Here is a 17,690-nt window from a genome sequence, read left to right as displayed (position 1 = left end):
GTTGTCTTAAAAAAATCCTACAGTATCTTGACACTATCATAACAAAATAGCCTATTGACAAAAAAGATAAAAATATTTATAATTAAATAGCGAGTGTAGTGAAGGATTCAGGTTCTAGTGCCTAAAGTGGCATATGGGTTCAAGTCCCTTCTCCCGCACCATATAGATGCGGACATAGCTCAGTTGGTAGAGCATCACCTTGCCAAGGTGAGGGTCGCGAGTTCGAGTCTCGTTGTCCGCTCCATTTTAATTATGTATGCGCCCTTAGCTCAGTTGGATAGAGTGACAGGCTTCGAACCTGGAGGTCGTGGGTTCAAATCCTACAGGGCGCACCAGAGGAGAAAAAGTTAAATAAATAATAACATTTTACCTGCGCCATTAGCTCAGTTGGTAGAGCAGCTGACTCTTAATCAGCGGGTCCGGGGTTCGAGTCCCTGATGGCGCACCAGACAAATAAAAAAGTACTTGAAATCAAAATAAAAATATGCTATTATAAAATCAACATGAGAATTATTAATTATATATGAATGAAAATTTAATAGTTTGTGAATGAAACAAAGGCGTTTCATCTTGTATTGTAGAGATGACGCCTTTGTTTTATTTTTAATATTTTTACTTTTATACTTTACCTAATCATTGTTTTATTACATTAATATAAAACAGGAAGGAGATTTATATGGCACAGAGTACTTTAAGCGACATTTTTGGTTCAAATGTTTTTAACGATTCAGTCATGAGAGAACGCCTTCCCAAGGCGACTTACAAAGCTTTAAGAAAAACAATCGATGAGGGAATTCCATTAGAACCAGCAGTTGCTGAAGTTGTAGCAAATGCAATGAAAGATTGGGCAATTGAGAAAGGAGCAACTCATTTTACGCATTGGTTCCAGCCATTGACTGGAATTACTGCTGAAAAGCGGGATTCTTTCATTTTTCCTACTCAAGATGGTAGGGTAATAACTGAATTTTCAGGAAAAGAATTAATTAAAGGCGAACCTGATGCTTCTTCATTTCCATCAGGTGGTTTAAGGGCTACCTTTGAAGCAAGAGGATATACAGCATGGGATTGTACATCGCCCGCTTTTATAAAAGATGATACGCTATATATCCCCACCGTTTTCTGCTCATATACAGGCGAAGCGCTAGATTTAAAAATACCTTTACTGCGTTCTATGGAAGCTTTATCAAAACAAGCTCTTCGAGTATTAAGATTATTTGGTAATACTACAGCAAAAAAAGTTATTACAACCGTAGGACCTGAACAGGAATATTTCTTAATTGACAAGAAGATGTATGATAAGCGTAAAGATCTTATACTTACAGGAAGGACTCTATTTGGTGCTAAATCGCCAAAAGGTCAAGAAATGGAAGATCATTATTTTGCTTCTATCAAAGAAAGAATATCAGCATTTATGAAAGATTTAGATGAAGAATTGTGGAAATTAGGAATTCCTGCTAAAACTAAGCATAATGAAGTTGCTCCTGCTCAGCATGAACTCGCTACAGTATACAATACAGCTAATATTGCATCAGATCATAATCAATTAACAATGGAGCTAATGAAAAAAATTGCTTTAAGACATGGACTTGTATGCCTTTTGCATGAAAAACCTTTTGCAGGAGTCAATGGTTCCGGTAAACACATTAATTGGTCAATGAGCACTGACGATGGTCAAAATCTCTTAGATCCGGGACATACACCCCACGAAAATGCACAATTTTTAGTATTCCTGTGTGCTGTAATCAAAGCTATCGATGAATACGCTGATTTGGTCAGAGTAGCTGCTGCAACGCCAGGAAATGACCATCGTCTTGGTGCTAATGAGGCACCGCCCGCAATTGTATCAGTCTTCCTTGGCGAACAGCTTACGGATATTCTTGAACAAATCGAAAATGGTGGTGCAACAACTTCAAAACAAGGAGGAGTACTAAAAGTAGGTGTATCAACTCTTCCTGCACTACCAAAGGATTCTACAGATAGAAACAGAACATCTCCATTCGCATTTACAGGAAATAAATTTGAATTTAGAATGGTTGGTTCTTCTTCATCAATTGCAACTGCTAATTTTATATTAAACACCATTGTTGCTGAAAGTCTATCTCAGATTGCGGATAGGTTGGAAAAGGCCACAAATTTTGATGAAGAAGTGCAACTGTTGCTTAAGGAAATTGTAAAGAAGCACAAAAGAATTATATTTAATGGGAATGGTTATTCAGAAGAATGGGTAAAAGAAGCAGAAAAAAGAGGACTTCCAAATATTCGATCAACAGTTGAAGCTATTCCTGCTTTAATTAAAGAGAAGAATGTCAAACTCATGGAAAAACACGGTGTTTTAAGCAAAGTTGAACTTGAATCACGATATGAGATTTCTCTTGAAAATTATATAAAAACAATTAATATTGAAGCTTTAACAATGTTAGACATAGCAAAACGACAAATACTCCCAGCTGTAATAACTTTTGCTACAAAAATTGCAGAATCAATAAATTCTGTAAAAGCAACAGGTCTAAATGCTGATATAAGTGCACAAACTGAATTATTAGAAGAAGTTTCTACACTAATGAGTGAATTTAAGAAAAACATCTCTGAACTTGAAAATGCAGTTAATGAAGCTTCAAATATGAATGGTGATTCTTATAGCAAGGCTTGCTATTACAGAGATGTAGTATTTGCAAAAATGGGCATTTTAAGAGAAATCGGCGATAAACTCGAAACCATCGTAGATGCAGAATTGTGGCCATTACCAACATATGCCGACATGTTATTTAATATTTAACTTGTTATAGTGATTATTAATATTTTAAAGTACAAATGACAAAACGAAAAAAGCAATTGTAATTAAAATAAACAAGTAAATAGAAAAAAAGGCAAAGGCGCCTTTAGAAAAAGGTTGTCTTTGCCTTTTTTAATCATTAACCCTTAAATTTCTATCAAACTATAACAAAAATATTATTCCCTAAAAAACCTTTTTAAAACATGTAGATCGTTTTATCACATCAAATCAATTCAAATTTGAAAAGAGGGGTGCAAGTAGGTGTACTTAATGGTTTATAAGTCTTCTTAAAACTTAATTCAATTATGAGGAGGTTTATAAAAATGGATAAGGTAAAGAAAATATTTTTAAGCTTTATGATTTTAATTTTTGTAGTAACGAGTGGAATTTGCACTGCAAAAGCAGCAGACCAAATAACACCAGAAAAAGTTGCAACAGCTATTGACAATGTTTGGGTACTTGTATCAGCTTTCTTGGTGTTCTTCATGCAAGCAGGGTTTGCAATGGTTGAAGCGGGGTTCACAAGAGCAAAGAATGCAAGCAACATTGTTATGAAAAACCTAATGGACTTTGCAATTGGTTCAGTTATGTTCTGGTTGGTAGGATTTGCAATAATGTTCGGAAAAGATGCAGGTGGATTTATAGGAACCTCAGGGTTTTTCTTCAGTGATTCATTTGAACATTTAGAGCTTTCAATTCCTTTGATGTCCTTTTTAATTTTCCAGACAGTATTTGCAGCAACAGCCGCAACAATTGTATCTGGTGCTATGGCTGAAAGAACAAAATTTGTTGCTTACTGCATTTATAGTGCTGTAATTTCACTCATTATCTATCCAGTTGTAGGACACTGGGCATGGGGAGGAGGATGGTTGAGCAAATTAGGATTTATCGACTTTGCAGGGTCTACTGTTGTTCACTCTGTTGGCGGTTGGGCAGCGTTGATTGGTGCAAAAATGCTTGGACCAAGAATAGGGAAATACACAAAAGACGGAAAGGTCAATGCGATTCCAGGGCATAGCATAACATTGGCAGCGCTTGGTACCTTCATTTTATGGTTTGGATGGTTTGGATTCAACCCAGGTTCAACACTTTCAGGTATGAGTGACAAAATTGGCGATATTGCTGTCAATACCAATTTAGCAGCTGCAATGGGTGCAACCCTCGCGATGATTTATACATGGCTAAAGTACAAAAAACCCGATGTTAGCATGACACTGAATGGTGCTTTAGCTGGGCTTGTTGCAATTACAGCAGGGTGTGCGTCGGTGAGCACATGGGGTGCTGCAATAATAGGTGGGCTTGCTGGAATCTTGGTTGTTATATCTGTTGAGTTTATTGATAAAAAGCTCAAGATAGACGATCCTGTTGGTGCAATATCGGTACATGGAGTTTGCGGTGCGTTTGGGACATTGATGGTTGGGCTTTTTGCAACAGAAGGAGGGTTGTTCTATGGTGGAGGGATAAAGCAATTTTTGGTCCAACTTGCCGGGGTTGCTTCAACATTTGTATGGACTACTGTGACAGCGTTTATTCTCTTTGCGATAATCAAACTCACAGTCGGTTTGCGAGTTTCCGAAGAGGAAGAGGTAGAAGGTCTGGATGTTGCAGAACATGGTGCGACAGCTTATGGTGACTTTGTAACGAAGTCTGAGGCAGTAAACTAAGTTTGGTGGTTTTGTGATAAATTTTATTTGAAAAGGGTGAAGGTCAATGAAAAAGATTGAGTGTATTATCAGACCTGAAAAGCTTGAAGAGGTAAAGGATGCTTTAAATCAACTTGGGATAAAGGGCATGACAGTCTCACAAGTAATGGGCTGCGGTCTTCAAAAGGGAAAGACAGAATATTACAGAGGTGTTGAAATTAATATAAACCTCTTGCCAAAGATAAAAATTGAGTTAATTATAAAAGACTCAGAGGTTGATAGGATTGTGGATACAATCATCAAAGTTGCCCGCTCAGGTAAAATAGGCGATGGTAAGATATTTATATACAATGTTGAAGATGCTGTCAGAATCAGAACTGGCGAAAAAGGTGAAAGCGCAATTTAAAGTTTGGGGGAGCCATACTTACAATTAGGCAATAGCAGGCATCCAAAACACCACACAAATGAAAGATAGTCTGTCTTGCCTCTTGCACCCCTCTAAAAATGTCTAAAAGAAACAGGCTCTTTTATTGGCATTAATGAAGATGGTGGTTAACGAAGTATCTACACGAAAAGCTGAAGAAATCACTTATAAACTCTGTGATACTGAATTTTCAAAATCTACAATTTCTGAGCTTTGTAAAAATCTTGATCCTATTGTTTAGCAAAGGAGATGAGATAATGCAAGTTTTAATTATCCAACATGTAAGTCAGGAAGGACCAGGCCTTATAGCTGAAATTTTTTCGAAGAAAGGATGGAAGTTAGATATTCGCGTAATGAATCAACCTGGAGCTATTTTACCTAAAACGGTGGCTGACTATAATGCTGTGATAATATTGGGAGGTCCAATGGGAGCATACGAAGAAGAAAAGTACCCATATCTTTATCAAGTACAAGAACTTATACGCGATGCGATAGAAAGACGAATACCAGTATTAGGAATATGTTTAGGAGGACAGCTTATTGCCAGGGCGTTGGGAGCAACAGTTAAACCTAACCCGGTAAAAGAAGTTGGGTGGTATAAAATACATTTGACAGAAGCAGGGGAAAAGGCCTTTCTTTTCCGGGATTTGCCAGAAGAGTTTTGGGCTTTTCAATGGCATGGAGATACTTTTGAACTGCCTGAAGGGGCTGTTCTCCTTGCAGAAGGTGATACTTGTACTAACCAGGCTTTTGCTTATCAGGATTGTGCCTGGGCTTTACAATTTCACCCAGAAGTTACACCTATAATCGTTAGTTATTGGACTGAGATTTATCAAGAAGAACTTATAGACTTTGCTGGACCAGGAGCAGTGGCTCAACTTAAAGAGGAGACAAAAAGGCTGTGGGAAAAGAATCAGGAAGTTTTTTCCCGTTTTTGGGCGAATTTTTGCCGACTTTTGGATGTTTAGGGAGAAGAACGAGAACAATAGAAAGAGCATTGCAGATATAAAAAAGCACCCCCACTTTTTATGCGTAGAAAGTGGGGGTGTTGTCATTCTACATATAAGTTACCTATGATGTTAAAGTATCTAACTGTTTTTTTTTTTTTGCCCACTACATTTAATTGAAGAATTAACCTAAAAATAATTTATGAATTTTTCATATTAACGTATTGCAAAATTAATAAAATATATTATAATTAAACATAACACTTGTAATTTAGGATTGATAAGCATTTTACCACAATTTGAGGACAATTTTAAACAGTAAACATTTTCGCTTGATGCAACTTTCAAAAAAAATATTGCATATAAAAATTTTTTAAGGGGGTTATAAAATGTTGAAGGAAGGTTATGTAAGAATACCTTCGGGATGTGCTATAAGTGGCATAATTGATCGCACTGGTCGTCTATTTTCGGGGCAATCTATAACAGATTCCATCGCGACAATGCATGATAGATCAAATGGTCTTGGAGGTGGTTTTGCTGCATATGGCATTTATCCTGATTTTAAAGATTATTTTGCATTTCATGTGTTTTATGATGATTTGATAGCTAAACAGGAAACAGAGAATATTTTAAAAGCAAATTATATAGTGGCTTTAGAAGAAAAAATACCAACACGAAAAACAGCGCATATTAAAAATGCACCATTAATTTACAGATATTTTGCCATACCAAAGCCAGAGAAATTGAAATTGTCAGAACTGGATGAAAATGAATTTACAATTAAATTTGTATTTAATATAAACAGTAACATACCAGGCGCATATGTTTTTTCTAGCGGGAAAAATATGGGAGTATTTAAAGCGGTAGGTTACCCAGAAGATGTTGCAAATTTTTATAAATTGGAATCTTACAAAGGATATATGTGGTTGGCTCACGGTAGATTTCCAACGAATACACCAGGATGGTGGGGTGGTGCACATCCTTTTAATCTGTTAAATATCTCTGTTGTTCACAATGGCGAGCTTTCTTCGTACGATACTAATCGTAAATATTTAGAAGAGTTTGGATATATTTGCACCTTGCAAACTGATACAGAAGTTGCGGCATACATTTTCGATCTTCTATTAAGAAGACATGGTTTACCAATAGAACTTGCATGCAAAGTAGTTGCATCGCCTTTGTGGAAGCAGGTTGAAAGGATGTCACCAAAAGAAAAAATTTTATACACTAACCTGAAAATAATTTATGGAAGAGCACTACTAAATGGTCCATTTTCAATGATAATAGCATATGAAGATGGCTTTGTGGCAATAAACGATAGGATTAAACTAAGGCCACTTACTGCTGCAAAAAAGGGCGATATGATATATGTAGCCAGCGAAGAGTCAGCAATAAGGCAAGTATGCAAAAATCCTGAAAGCGTATGGATTCCTAGAGGTGGAGAACCTGTTATAGCTGAGCTCATACGTGACAACGAAAAAGAAATGTATTCTACAAAGGAGGTTACTGCATGAGTTTAAGCTACCTTACTCCAGAATTTAAAGTACTCAGAGATTACGATAAATGCATTAACTGTAAGGTTTGTATGAGACAGTGTTCATTTGAAGTTCACAGTTATGATGAACATCTAGATAAAATGATTTCAAATGATATGAATTGCGTAAATTGTCAAAGATGTGTCGTATTGTGTCCAACACAAGCTCTTACAATTATTAAACATCCTCAAACATTTAAAGAACATGCCAATTGGACTTACGATGCTATAAGAGATATATACAGACAGGCAGAAACAGGTGGAGTTCTTCTGTCATCCATGGGAAATGATAGGCCTTATCCTGTATATTGGGATAAAATAGTTATAAATGCAAGCCAAGTTACAAACCCCTCTATAGACCCGCTAAGAGAACCTATGGAGTTAAGGGTATATATAGGTAGGAAGCCTGACAAGATAGAAATAGACGAAAACCTTAATGTTAAAACAAAAATGCCTCCACAACTCAAACTTGAGACACCAATAATGTTTTCAGCAATGTCTTATGGTTCAATAAGTTACAATGCTCACGCAGCTTTGGCAAGAGCTGCTGAAGAGCTTGGGATACTTTATAATACTGGTGAAGGGGGGCTTCATAAGGACTTCCGGAAATATGGCAAAAACACAATTGTACAGGTAGCATCAGGACGTTTTGGTGTTGATAGAGAATACCTTAATACTGCGGCGGCTATTGAAATAAAAATTGGTCAGGGTGCAAAGCCTGGGATAGGTGGTCATCTACCCGGTGAAAAGGTGAGTGAGGACATCTCGGCAACAAGGATGATACCACCTGGAAGTGATGCTATATCTCCTGCACCGCATCACGATATCTATTCAATTGAAGACCTTGCGCAATTAATATATTCATTGAAGGAAGCTACCGATTATCAAAAACCTGTTGGTGTTAAAATTGCAGCAGTCAATAATGTGGCGGCAATAGCTTCGGGAATAGCAAGAGCTGGAGCAGATTATATAGCAATAGACGGATTTAGAGGCGGTACAGGGGCTGCTCCAAAGAGAATAAGGGATAACGTAGGAATTCCAATTGAATTTGCAATAGCTGCTGTAGATGCAAGACTCCGCTCTGAAGGTATAAGACATACAATATCTTTAGTTGCAGCGGGTAGTATTAGAAACAGTGCAGACATAGTCAAAGCGATAGCTCTTGGCGCAGATGCTGTTTACATTGCAACAGCTGCTTTGATTGCTTTGGGATGTCACATGTGCCAAAAATGCCATACTGGTAAGTGCAATTGGGGAATTGCTACACAAGATCCTAACCTTGTAAAAAGATTAAACCCAGAAATCGGGTATAAACGTCTTGTTAACCTTGTTCAAGCATGGAGTCATGAAATAAAAGAAATGCTTGGTGGAATGGGTATAAATGATATTGAAAGTCTTAAAGGCAATAGGTTAATGCTTCGTGGGATAGGAATGACGCAAAAGGAACTTGATATACTTGGCATTCTTGCTGCCGGCGAATAGGAGGTATTTTTGTGAAAAAGGTTTATGTGAAAGAAGAAGTGTGTGTTGGATGTAGATTATGTGAAGTATACTGTATTACATCTCATTCAAAGTATAAAGATGTTTTAAAAGCATATAAGTTGGAAACCCAGAGGCCGACACCACGAATTGTCATAGAAGAAAATAAACCTGTATCTTTTTCACTCCAGTGTAGGCATTGCGATGACGCTCCATGTGTCAAATCATGTATTACAGGAGCGATGCAAAAAGATCCGTTAACGGGCGTTGTAACTTGTGATACAGATAAATGTGTTGGATGCTGGACTTGCGTGCTTGTGTGTGAGTTTGGCGCAATCATAAGAGATGTAAATAATAAGGTTGCATCAAAATGTGACTTATGTGCTGAAGCAGGAGAACCGGCTTGTGTCAAGAATTGTCCTAATGAGGCACTTGTCTATAGTGAAGGAGGCATTTCTGTATGAGAATAGTAATAATTGGTAATTCTGTTGCGATGGTAGGTGCAGTAGAGGCAATAAGAAAATATGATACAAGTTCTGAAATAGTTGTTATTTCAGATGAAACATATCATGTATATTCAAGGCCCCTTATATCTTATTATCTTGGAAATTTAGTGTCTGAGGACAAAATGATATATAGAGAGAAAGATTTTTACCGCAAAAATAAAGTAGAAACTGTATTTGGTATTAAAGCTATTTCTATTGATGAAAGAAAAAAAGAAGTGTATCTTGAAAAAGGGGATAGCATAAGTTTTGACAAACTTCTCATTGCAACGGGCGGGAAACCTATAATACCTCCAGTAGAAGGGTTGAACAAAAAAAATGTTCATACTTTTATTAAAATGGACGACGCTAAAAAATTAAAGGAAGCTGCCAAGCCGGGTTCAAAAGCTGTAATTGTAGGTGGTGGTCTCATCGGTTTCAAAGCAGCAGAAGGTCTTCACCATTTAGGGGTAGATGTAACAATAGTTGAACTTGCCGATAGAATTTTAAGTACAATTCTTGATGCAGAAGGAGCATCTTTGGTATCTCAAAGTCTTCAGAATGACGGTATAAAAATAATTACGGGAACAACAGTGGATAAAATCATAGGAGATGAATATGTTAAAGGGGTTTTGCTCAAAAATGGGCAGGAATTAGAAGCCGATAATCTTATTATCGCGATAGGTGTTGTGCCAAACGTTGATGTTGTAAAAAACACATCAATTTCTATAAACCGTGGTATTTTAGTAGATAACACTATGAAAACAAGCGTTGAAGATGTATATGCAGCAGGAGATGTAGCCGAAGGTTATGATATGCTTGTTGAGTCAAATAGGGTTGTGCCAATATGGCCAAATGCATACATGCAAGGGGAAATTGCAGGGCTTAACATGATTGGTATAAATAAAAGTTTTAAAGGAATTTTCCCTATGAACTCAATAGGTTATAAAAATACAAATATGATAACAGCTGGTATAACAAATCCACAGCAGGAGGAATTTGAGATTATCTCTAAAATTGATCATAACAGAAAGTATTATAAAAAATTTGTGGTAAAAGAAAATAGGTTAGTAGGATTTATATTAATTAATGATATTGATAGGGCTGGATTATTTACTGGGTTTATAAAAAATGAAACGGATATAACTCCATTTAAGAAATATCTTTTAAATGATGATTTTGGATTTATATATTTGCCAAAAAAATTAAGAAAGGCAAAAATGCTTGACCTGGAGGTGGTATAATGAAAACCATAAATGCGTCAGGAATTTATTATAGAGACCTTAATGAAATAATTAAAGAGTTAGTTCGTTCAGGTGAAGATATAATTAATTTGAAAAATGTTAATGGTCAACGATATATAGGAGATAATCTATCTGGGACTACAAAAATAAATATCGAAGGTACGCCTGGGAATGACATGGCAGCCTTTATGGATGGACTTACAATAGAAGTTTTTGGCAATGGACAGGATGCAATAGGAAATACAATGAACGATGGGAATATTATTATACATGGACATGCAGGTGATGTCGTTGGTTACGGGATGAGGGGTGGAACTATCTATATAAAAGATAGTGTTGGCTATAGAGTTGGCATACACATGAAAGAATACAAAGATAAAGTTCCTGTAATAGTTATTGGAGGAAGTGCGGGAGACTTCTTTGGTGAATATATGGCAGGTGGATGCATGATTGTACTGAACTTGAAAAATGATGAAAATATAGTTGGAGAATATTGTGGTACAGGTATGCATGGAGGAGTTATATATTTGAGAGGAGATGTAGAAGACTATAAACTTGGAAAAGAAGTTATTAAAGAAAAGATAGATGACAAAGATTACGCGTTTATCCAAAAGTATGTTGAAAATTTTTGTCAATATTTTGATTATGATTTTCAAAAGATTATGAATCATTCTTTTGTCAAATTGCATCCGATAGGCAAAAGACCCTATGGAAATATGTATGCATAAAAGACGGGGAAGACCCCGTCCCTTACTTTTTTGACATGACCTTTTTCCTATAGCCATAATCTTTTGCAATTGGTCTTCCTATGCTATTTATTTTACCAGTAATACAGCTAAAGCAATGGGCGGGAGTGTCATTTATACAGATTTTGCCTGGATATAATGCGTACAATTTTCTGTATTCCCCTTCTGTAACATTTGGCATTACAACATTTGCTCCACTACGAAGTGCTATCAACCTTCCATTAACATTTAGGGTTTCCATTGCTGTAGTTGCCGGAATATTAATATCAGGCATCAAAATCCTTGTTATGGCCATAACTTTTAAACTAAGTTCAAATGTGCCTCCCTTTTCATTTTTTAATGGTGTATCGGGATTCGGGATAAATGGACCAACCCCTATCATATCAGCATCAATTTCTTTAAAAAATAGAATGTCATCTGCAATGGATTCTATAGTTTGTCCAGGAAGTCCTATGAGGCATCCCGTTCCAACTTCATAACCTAATTCTTTTAAATCTTTAAGACACCTTTTTCTATTTTCATGACTCATATTAGGATCGAGTTTTTCATAAAGTTCTTTATCCGTTGTTTCTATTCTTAACAAATATCTATCTGCTCCAGCTTCTTTATATGCCTTATATTCTTCTCTTGTTTTTTCGCCTATACTTAGAGTTATTGCAACATCGAGTTGTTTTATGGATTTTATGATTTTAGTCATCCTTTCAACATTGAAAAAATCATCTTCGCCAGACTGCAATACTACAGTTCTATATCCTAAATTGCGGGCATTTTTGGCAAAATTAATTATCTGTTCTGGCTTTAATCTATAACGTTTTATATTTTTGTTATCTCTTCTTAGACCACAATATAAGCAATTTTGCTTACATATATTAGAAAATTCAATAAGTCCTCTTAAATGCACTTCATCTCCCACATATTTTTTTCTTACTCTATCCGCGGCTTTAAATAATTCATCGTTATATTGATCGTCCTTTAAAAGCTCAACTATTTCATTCTTTGAGAGAGTGTGTGTTTCTTCAGCTTTTTTTATTAGTTCTAACAAAAAGTTCACCTACCTCAATAAATTTAAACTTCAAATTGGCAAATAAAATTATTAAAAAGATAGCAAAGTTTTTTGTGGCTAAATAAAAATGAGTAATTTTTTAAAATATGCGTGAAAGTACCGTATTTCTCTAATATTAGTTGTTAAAGCTAAAAACATTGATAGAAGGAGAAACCTTTACGATATGAGTTTAACATTTAATGCTCTAAAAGAAAAGATGTTTTTAAAATATATTTGTTATCGTCAATATATCCATTCACATTACTTTAATGTTGTGATATGGTGTTATTATATTATTGTAGACACTTTAACTCGAACAGGTTAAAATAAAAATATAAAGAGAGAAAGTGTCACAAAATGCCAAGAGGTCAAAGAAAATATAGTGAAGAGTTCAAAAACACTATAGTAGAGTTGAAGCTTGGTATAATAGAAAAAGACTACATAGCAGTATAGGGTATATGACTCCGCAACAATTTGAGGATTTGATTAAAAAATCTGCATAAAAATTTCGAGTTTTTGTGTCTACCATATTGACATAAATCCACTGGTACAGCTACTGTAATTGTAGACTAGCAAACGTGAGACAAAAATATGTTAAAAGTCAGGGAAGTTTGATAATTTCAAGCCCCTGACTTTTAATATTATTAGTATACGCCGATTATTAACATTCATTTAGCAGTAAAGGATGTCCTTATGATAATGCATGTATAGAATCCTTTCATACTTCTTTAAAGAAAGAATAAGTAAATATAGTTACTTACTATACTATAAGGATTTATAAATGGGGCAATAAAGGTAATAGATAAGAATAGATATTATAACTTGGGGTTGACCATTTTCTAAGATAGTGCTATAATTGTATACAGAGATTGTTATAAATTTAACAATAGGAGGTAATTAAAGTGTGGGAAACAAAAATAAATCCAAATAAGGTTTTTGAACTTCGCTGCAAAAACACGACTTATTTTGGAATAGGTAGTATAAAAAAGATAAAAGATATTCTAGAAGTTCTTAAAAACAAAGGTATCAACAATGTCATTCTTGTAACCGGTAAAGGTTCCTATAAAGCCAGTGGGGCCTGGGATGTGGTAAAACCGGCTCTTGAGACACTCGGATTCAAATATTCACTTTATGACAAGGTTGGGCCCAATCCTACTGTTGACATGATCGATGAGGCGGCCAAAATCGGCCGGGAAACTGGGGCAAAAGCTGTTATCGGCATTGGCGGTGGCAGCCCTATAGATACCGCGAAAAGTGTGGCTGTACTGCTGGAATACACTGATAAAAATGCAAGAGAACTTTATGAACAGAAATTCATACCTGAAAAAGCTGCTCCTATTATAGCTATAAACCTTACTCATGGTACTGGTACCGAAGTAGACAGATTTGCGGTGGCTACCATCCCAGAAAAAAATTATAAGCCTGCAATTGCTTATGATTGCCTGTATCCTATGTATGCCATAGATGACCCTTCCCTTATGACAAAGCTTGACAAAAAACAGACAATAGCGGTTACTATAGATGCTTTAAACCACGTTACCGAAGCTGCTACCACTCTTGTAGCGTCACCTTACAGCGTCCTAATGGCAAAAGAAACAGTGAGGCTGATAGTTCGTTACCTACCCGCTGCTGTAAATGACCCTGAAAACCTTGTGGCCAGATACTATTTGCTTTACGCTTCTGCTTTAGCTGGTATTTCTTTTGACAATGGCCTTTTGCACCTTACCCATGCGCTAGAGCATCCTCTGAGTGCAGTAAAACCCGAGATAGCTCATGGTCTTGGACTTGGTGCTATACTGCCTGCGGTGGTAAAGGCTATTTATCCATCTGTTGCAGAAGTTCTGGCTGAAGTATATAGTCCTATAGTGCCTGGGCTAAAAGGTCTGCCTGCTGAAGCAGAATATGTAGCTAAAAAGGTTGAAGAATGGCTCTTTAAGGTAGGATGCACCCAAAAACTTTCGGACTTTGGATTCACAAAAGAGGATATTCCGACTCTGGTAAGGCTTGCTAAAACTACGCCTTCTCTGGACGGATTGCTTTCTAATGCACCAGTGGAAGCAACTGAAGCTGTTATTGCCAAGATTTATGAAGAATCTTTCTAAAATTTAATTTAAAAATTTCACAGCAAGCAGATAGACAATAGGCAATGAACAAGAACAGTATAGTTATTATTTTAACCATGTTGAAGGCAAAGAAATTTTAATCTTTGCAGACAGCGAAGGACAAACAATAGCACAACAAGTTCAAATAGGATATCTTTTTGATAAATAAGAAATGAAGACTGAGAAATTGAGGAGAGCCCTTAGCTTGCAAAAATGAGCTAAGGGCAGTAATTTTAGGGTTTTTTGTTAACACTTAAATTTTATCAGAAAAAGGGGAATTTATAACTTAACTCATTGAATATTGACACCATTTTCAAAATAATTATTGAATTCTTTTGCGTTTATGGTATAATTAACTTAAACAATTTAGGCAAAACTAAATATGACAAGTGCTAGGGGAGCCAAAAAGTGGCTGAGAGGGGATTCGTTCCCGACCCTTTGAACCTGTCAGGGTAATGCCTGCGTAGGGAAGCATGCTTTTTAAAACATTTGTAAAAATGCTCACCTCACAGGTGGGCTTATTTTATTATTTGGAGGTGTTTTTATGAAATTAGCCCTTACTATTGCCGGTTCTGATTCTGGGGGAGGAGCAGGTATACAGGCAGATTTAAAGACTTTTTCAGCCCATGGAGTATACGGCATGAGTGTCATTACTTCAATAACAGCGCAAAATACCATGGGGGTTTTGGGAATTGAGGATATAAGCCCCGATATGGTGTATTTGCAGATGAAGGCAATTTTTGAGGATTTATATCCAGATGCAGTGAAGATAGGTATGGTATCTAATGAAAGCATAATTAAAATGATTGCAAAAGGGTTAAAAGATTACAATGTAAAAAATGTTGTGCTGGACCCTGTCATGATTTCAAAGAGTGGAAGCTATTTATTAAAGCCGGAAGCAGTGGAGGCTTTGAAAAAGGAATTGATTCCTTTAAGCCTTGTAGTTACTCCAAATCTTATGGAAGCGGGAGAATTAATTGGAAAAGAAATTAAAAATGTATCGGATATGAAGGAAGCGGCTAAAAAAATTTTAGATTATGGAGCAAAGACAGTAATTGTAAAAGGTGGACATCTTACAGGAGATGCTTTAGATGTATTTTACGATGGAAAAGAGTTTTATGAAATTACATCAGAGAGGATTGATACTAAAAACACGCATGGTACAGGCTGCACATTTTCCTCAGCTATAGCTGCCAATATTGCTTTAGGCCATGATTTAGTTGAGTCGATAAAAAGAGCGAAAGCATACATTACAGGGGCTATAAAACATTCGTTGGCCATAGGGCATGGAGTAGGTCCTACTAACCATTTTTGGAATATAGAAATAAGGAAGGTGTGAGATATGGACTTAACCCTTTATGCTATAACGGATAGGTCTTACATAAAGAATATGGATATTGCTGAAGCAGTAGAACTAGCGATAAAAGGCGGTGCAACAGTAATTCAACTGAGAGAAAAAGATATATCAAGTAGGGAATTTTATGAAATTGCTCTCAAAGTTAAAGAAGTGACAAAAAGAAATAGAATCCCTCTCATTATTAACGACAGAGTGGATATAGCTTTGGCAGTAGATGCAGATGGAGTTCACGTTGGACAGGAGGATTTGCCGGCAGATATTGTAAGAAAAATAATAGGTCGTGATAAAATAGTAGGGGTATCAGCGAGAACAGTGGAAGAAGCTTTAAAGGCACAAAGGGATGGAGCGGATTATTTAGGGGTAGGTGCGGTGTTTAAGACTCCAACAAAGCCGGAGGCAGAAGCCATTGGAATAGAAGGGTTAAAAAAAATAAAAGAGGCTGTTACTATTCCAGTCGTTGCAATAGGAGGTATAACGAAGGATAATGCTTATGAAGTCATGTTAAAGTCAGGAGCAGATGGGATATCCTCAGTTTCAGCTGTATTTTATGGGGATATAGAAAACAATACAAGAAAACTCTTGGAGGTTATAAAAAAAGCGATAAATGATAGGAGGATTTGAAATGAAAAAAGAATTGTTGAAAATTTTAAGGGAGAAAAAACCTTTAGTTCACCATATTACCAATGTAGTTACTGTCAACGATTGTGCTAATATAACACTGGCTATAGGAGCACTGCCAGTCATGGCCCATGCCTTGGAAGAAGTAGAAGAAATGGTAAGTGCAGCAGATGCTTTAGTTTTAAATATAGGCACTCTTACAAATGAACAAGTAGAAGCGATGATAAAGGCAGGAAAGGCTGCAAATAGATTTAAAGTACCAGTTATATTAGACCCTGTAGGAGCGGGAGCTACAAAGCTTAGGACACAAAGCTCAAAAAAGATACTGGAAGAAGTAAAAATTTCTGTGATAAAAGGGAATAGTGCAGAGATTTCAATACTTGCGGGCAAAGGTGGAAAAATACGCGGCGTAGAGTCTCAAGGAGGAGTAGATGATATTGCTGAAGCTGCAAAAGATTTAGCAAACGCGTACAACGTTGTAGTAGCAATGTCAGGTGCTACTGACATAATTACTGATGGAAAAAGAATTGCCTATGTGAAAAATGGACATCCTATGATGGGTACTATCACCGGCACAGGTTGTATGCTTACCTCTGTAGTAGCGAGCTTCTGCGGAGTATGTGAAGATTATTTTGAAACCACAATAGAAGCTTTTGTAGCTTTTGGAATAGCAGGTGAAAGAGCCGCTCAAAGCAGCAATGTCAAAGGGCCCGGCAGTTTTAAAGTGACATTTTTTGATGAGATATATAATCTCACGCCGGAGATAATAGAAAAAGATAAGAAGGTGGAAGTATGAATAAAATACATCGTATGGTTTTTATGGCACTTATTATTGCTATAGGCACCTTTACCTCTCAATATGTATGGTTTAGTGTAGGTGTTGCCAAAGTTACACCTGTTCAACATGCTATTAATGTTATTTCAGCAGTTTTTTTGGGCCCTTGGGGAGCGTTAGAAGTAGCTTTTATTATAGGACTATTGAGGAACATCCTTGGCGTTGGATCGCTTTTGGCATTTCCAGGAGGAATGGTTGGTGCGTTCATTGCTGGATATCTTTATAGATTTACACGTAAGTTTTATTTTGCCTCTATAGGAGAAGTTATAGGTACAGGCATTATAGGGGCTTTGCTTTCTTATCCTATAGCTAAGTATATACTGGGAAGTTCCGGTGCGGTTTTTATGTTTGTCATTCCATTTTCCCTTTCCAGTACAATAGGCTCGGTGATAGGATATGTAGTAGTATTGGTTTTAACAAAATATAAGAAATTGAATTATTTCAATTGAATATAAAATTGCCCC

Annotated in this window: 15 protein-coding genes, 3 tRNA genes, 2 pseudogenes and 1 riboswitch; of the genes and pseudogenes, 19 read left to right on the top strand and 1 reads right to left on the bottom strand. The window is 36.3% G+C overall.

Annotated features, from left to right (window positions below):
* Window positions 1-168: 168 nt before the first annotated feature.
* From M663_RS0102300 to M663_RS0102245, 13 genes and pseudogenes are all read left to right on the top strand, one after another.
* A tRNA-Gly gene (locus tag M663_RS0102300) sits at window positions 169-244 on the top strand.
* Window positions 245-258: 14 nt separating this feature from the next.
* A tRNA-Arg gene (locus M663_RS0102295) sits at window positions 259-335 on the top strand.
* Window positions 336-372: 37 nt separating this feature from the next.
* A tRNA-Lys gene (locus M663_RS0102290) sits at window positions 373-448 on the top strand.
* A 228-nt stretch (window positions 449-676) separates the two neighbouring features.
* Window positions 677-2,776, top strand: a complete 2,100-nt coding sequence (locus M663_RS0102285; protein ID WP_029687810.1) for a glutamine synthetase III — start codon at window positions 677-679, stop codon at window positions 2,774-2,776.
* Window positions 2,777-3,096: 320 nt separating this feature from the next.
* Entirely contained in the window at window positions 3,097-4,437 is a 1,341-nt protein-coding gene (locus M663_RS0102280) for an ammonium transporter (protein ID WP_029687809.1), read from the top strand.
* Between the two features lie 46 nt (window positions 4,438-4,483).
* Complete coding sequence (locus tag M663_RS0102275) at window positions 4,484-4,822, top strand: P-II family nitrogen regulator (protein ID WP_006570069.1); 339 nt, start codon at window positions 4,484-4,486, stop codon at window positions 4,820-4,822.
* Between the two features lie 109 nt (window positions 4,823-4,931).
* A pseudogene (locus M663_RS15080) lies at window positions 4,932-5,078 on the top strand (transposase); the annotation flags it as partial.
* A gap of 19 nt (window positions 5,079-5,097) precedes the next feature.
* Window positions 5,098-5,808 carry a type 1 glutamine amidotransferase gene (locus M663_RS0102270; RefSeq protein WP_003868169.1) on the top strand — a complete coding sequence of 237 codons (711 nt, stop codon included), beginning with the start codon at window positions 5,098-5,100 and terminating at the stop codon, window positions 5,806-5,808.
* A gap of 368 nt (window positions 5,809-6,176) precedes the next feature.
* A complete protein-coding gene (locus tag M663_RS0102265) occupies window positions 6,177-7,301 on the top strand; it encodes a glutamine amidotransferase family protein (protein ID WP_009053034.1) in 1,125 nt (374 codons plus the stop codon).
* Window positions 7,298-8,803 (top strand): glutamate synthase-related protein, encoded by a 1,506-nt coding sequence (locus M663_RS0102260; RefSeq protein WP_029687808.1) that lies wholly within the window; start codon window positions 7,298-7,300, stop codon window positions 8,801-8,803. The genes M663_RS0102265 and M663_RS0102260 overlap by 4 nt, the downstream gene beginning before the upstream one ends.
* A gap of 11 nt (window positions 8,804-8,814) precedes the next feature.
* On the top strand, window positions 8,815-9,264 hold the full coding sequence (locus tag M663_RS0102255; RefSeq protein WP_003868166.1) for a 4Fe-4S dicluster domain-containing protein: 450 nt from the start codon (window positions 8,815-8,817) through the stop codon (window positions 9,262-9,264).
* Window positions 9,261-10,526: an FAD-dependent oxidoreductase gene (locus tag M663_RS0102250; protein ID WP_029687807.1), complete on the top strand. Its 1,266-nt coding sequence runs from the start codon at window positions 9,261-9,263 to the stop codon at window positions 10,524-10,526. The genes M663_RS0102255 and M663_RS0102250 overlap by 4 nt, the downstream gene beginning before the upstream one ends.
* Window positions 10,526-11,254, top strand: coding sequence for a hypothetical protein (locus M663_RS0102245; protein WP_003868164.1), 729 nt, complete (start codon window positions 10,526-10,528; stop codon window positions 11,252-11,254). Before M663_RS0102250 ends, M663_RS0102245 begins: the two co-directional genes overlap by 1 nt.
* A 22-nt stretch (window positions 11,255-11,276) precedes the next feature.
* On the opposite strand, the gene hydE is transcribed toward M663_RS0102245, so the two are convergent.
* Window positions 11,277-12,314, bottom strand: a complete 1,038-nt coding sequence (hydE, locus tag M663_RS0102240) for a [FeFe] hydrogenase H-cluster radical SAM maturase HydE (RefSeq protein ID WP_029687806.1) — start codon at window positions 12,312-12,314, stop codon at window positions 11,277-11,279.
* 410 nt (window positions 12,315-12,724) lie between these two features.
* On the opposite strand from hydE, the pseudogene M663_RS15815 reads away from it, so the two are divergent.
* The 6 genes and pseudogenes from M663_RS15815 to thiW form a co-directional block, all read left to right on the top strand.
* Window positions 12,725-12,817 (top strand): annotated as a pseudogene (locus M663_RS15815) (IS3 family transposase); the annotation flags it as partial.
* 399 nt (window positions 12,818-13,216) lie between these two features.
* Window positions 13,217-14,416 carry an iron-containing alcohol dehydrogenase gene (locus M663_RS0102230; RefSeq protein ID WP_003868162.1) on the top strand — a complete coding sequence of 400 codons (1,200 nt, stop codon included), beginning with the start codon at window positions 13,217-13,219 and terminating at the stop codon, window positions 14,414-14,416.
* A 384-nt stretch (window positions 14,417-14,800) separates the two neighbouring features.
* A riboswitch (TPP riboswitch) is annotated at window positions 14,801-14,903 on the top strand.
* A 57-nt stretch (window positions 14,904-14,960) separates the two neighbouring features.
* Window positions 14,961-15,755, top strand: coding sequence for a bifunctional hydroxymethylpyrimidine kinase/phosphomethylpyrimidine kinase (gene thiD / locus M663_RS0102225; protein WP_003868161.1), 795 nt, complete (start codon window positions 14,961-14,963; stop codon window positions 15,753-15,755).
* Window positions 15,756-15,758: 3 nt separating this feature from the next.
* Entirely contained in the window at window positions 15,759-16,394 is a 636-nt protein-coding gene (gene thiE, locus M663_RS0102220) for a thiamine phosphate synthase (RefSeq protein WP_012269540.1), read from the top strand.
* A gap of 1 nt (window position 16,395) precedes the next feature.
* Window positions 16,396-17,187 (top strand): hydroxyethylthiazole kinase, encoded by a 792-nt coding sequence (gene thiM, locus M663_RS0102215; protein ID WP_003868159.1) that lies wholly within the window; start codon window positions 16,396-16,398, stop codon window positions 17,185-17,187.
* Window positions 17,184-17,675 (top strand): energy coupling factor transporter S component ThiW, encoded by a 492-nt coding sequence (gene thiW / locus M663_RS0102210; protein ID WP_029687805.1) that lies wholly within the window; start codon window positions 17,184-17,186, stop codon window positions 17,673-17,675. Before thiM ends, thiW begins: the two co-directional genes overlap by 4 nt.
* Window positions 17,676-17,690 lie beyond the last annotated feature (15 nt).

The sequence above is a fragment of the Thermoanaerobacter sp. A7A genome (genome assembly GCF_000445185.1).
GTDB lineage: Bacteria > Bacillota > Thermoanaerobacteria > Thermoanaerobacterales > Thermoanaerobacteraceae > Thermoanaerobacter.
Note: the sequence above shows the minus strand (reverse complement) of the source record. Positions and strands in the feature narration are given on the sequence as shown.

Bases quoted from the DNA above. Each gene is read 5' to 3' on its own strand.
- M663_RS0102285 (WP_029687810.1), top strand. From the start codon at position 677: ATGGCACAGAGTACTTTAAGCGACATTTTTGGTTCAAATGTTTTTAAC.
- M663_RS0102280 (WP_029687809.1), top strand. From the start codon at position 3,097: ATGGATAAGGTAAAGAAAATATTTTTAAGCTTTATGATTTTAATTTTT.
- M663_RS0102275 (WP_006570069.1), top strand. From the start codon at position 4,484: ATGAAAAAGATTGAGTGTATTATCAGACCTGAAAAGCTTGAAGAGGTA.
- M663_RS0102270 (WP_003868169.1), top strand. From the start codon at position 5,098: ATGCAAGTTTTAATTATCCAACATGTAAGTCAGGAAGGACCAGGCCTT.
- M663_RS0102265 (WP_009053034.1), top strand. From the start codon at position 6,177: ATGTTGAAGGAAGGTTATGTAAGAATACCTTCGGGATGTGCTATAAGT.
- M663_RS0102260 (WP_029687808.1), top strand. From the start codon at position 7,298: ATGAGTTTAAGCTACCTTACTCCAGAATTTAAAGTACTCAGAGATTAC.
- M663_RS0102250 (WP_029687807.1), top strand. From the start codon at position 9,261: ATGAGAATAGTAATAATTGGTAATTCTGTTGCGATGGTAGGTGCAGTA.
- M663_RS0102245 (WP_003868164.1), top strand. From the start codon at position 10,526: ATGAAAACCATAAATGCGTCAGGAATTTATTATAGAGACCTTAATGAA.
- thiD (WP_003868161.1), top strand. From the start codon at position 14,961: ATGAAATTAGCCCTTACTATTGCCGGTTCTGATTCTGGGGGAGGAGCA.
- thiE (WP_012269540.1), top strand. From the start codon at position 15,759: ATGGACTTAACCCTTTATGCTATAACGGATAGGTCTTACATAAAGAAT.
- thiM (WP_003868159.1), top strand. From the start codon at position 16,396: ATGAAAAAAGAATTGTTGAAAATTTTAAGGGAGAAAAAACCTTTAGTT.
- thiW (WP_029687805.1), top strand. From the start codon at position 17,184: ATGAATAAAATACATCGTATGGTTTTTATGGCACTTATTATTGCTATA.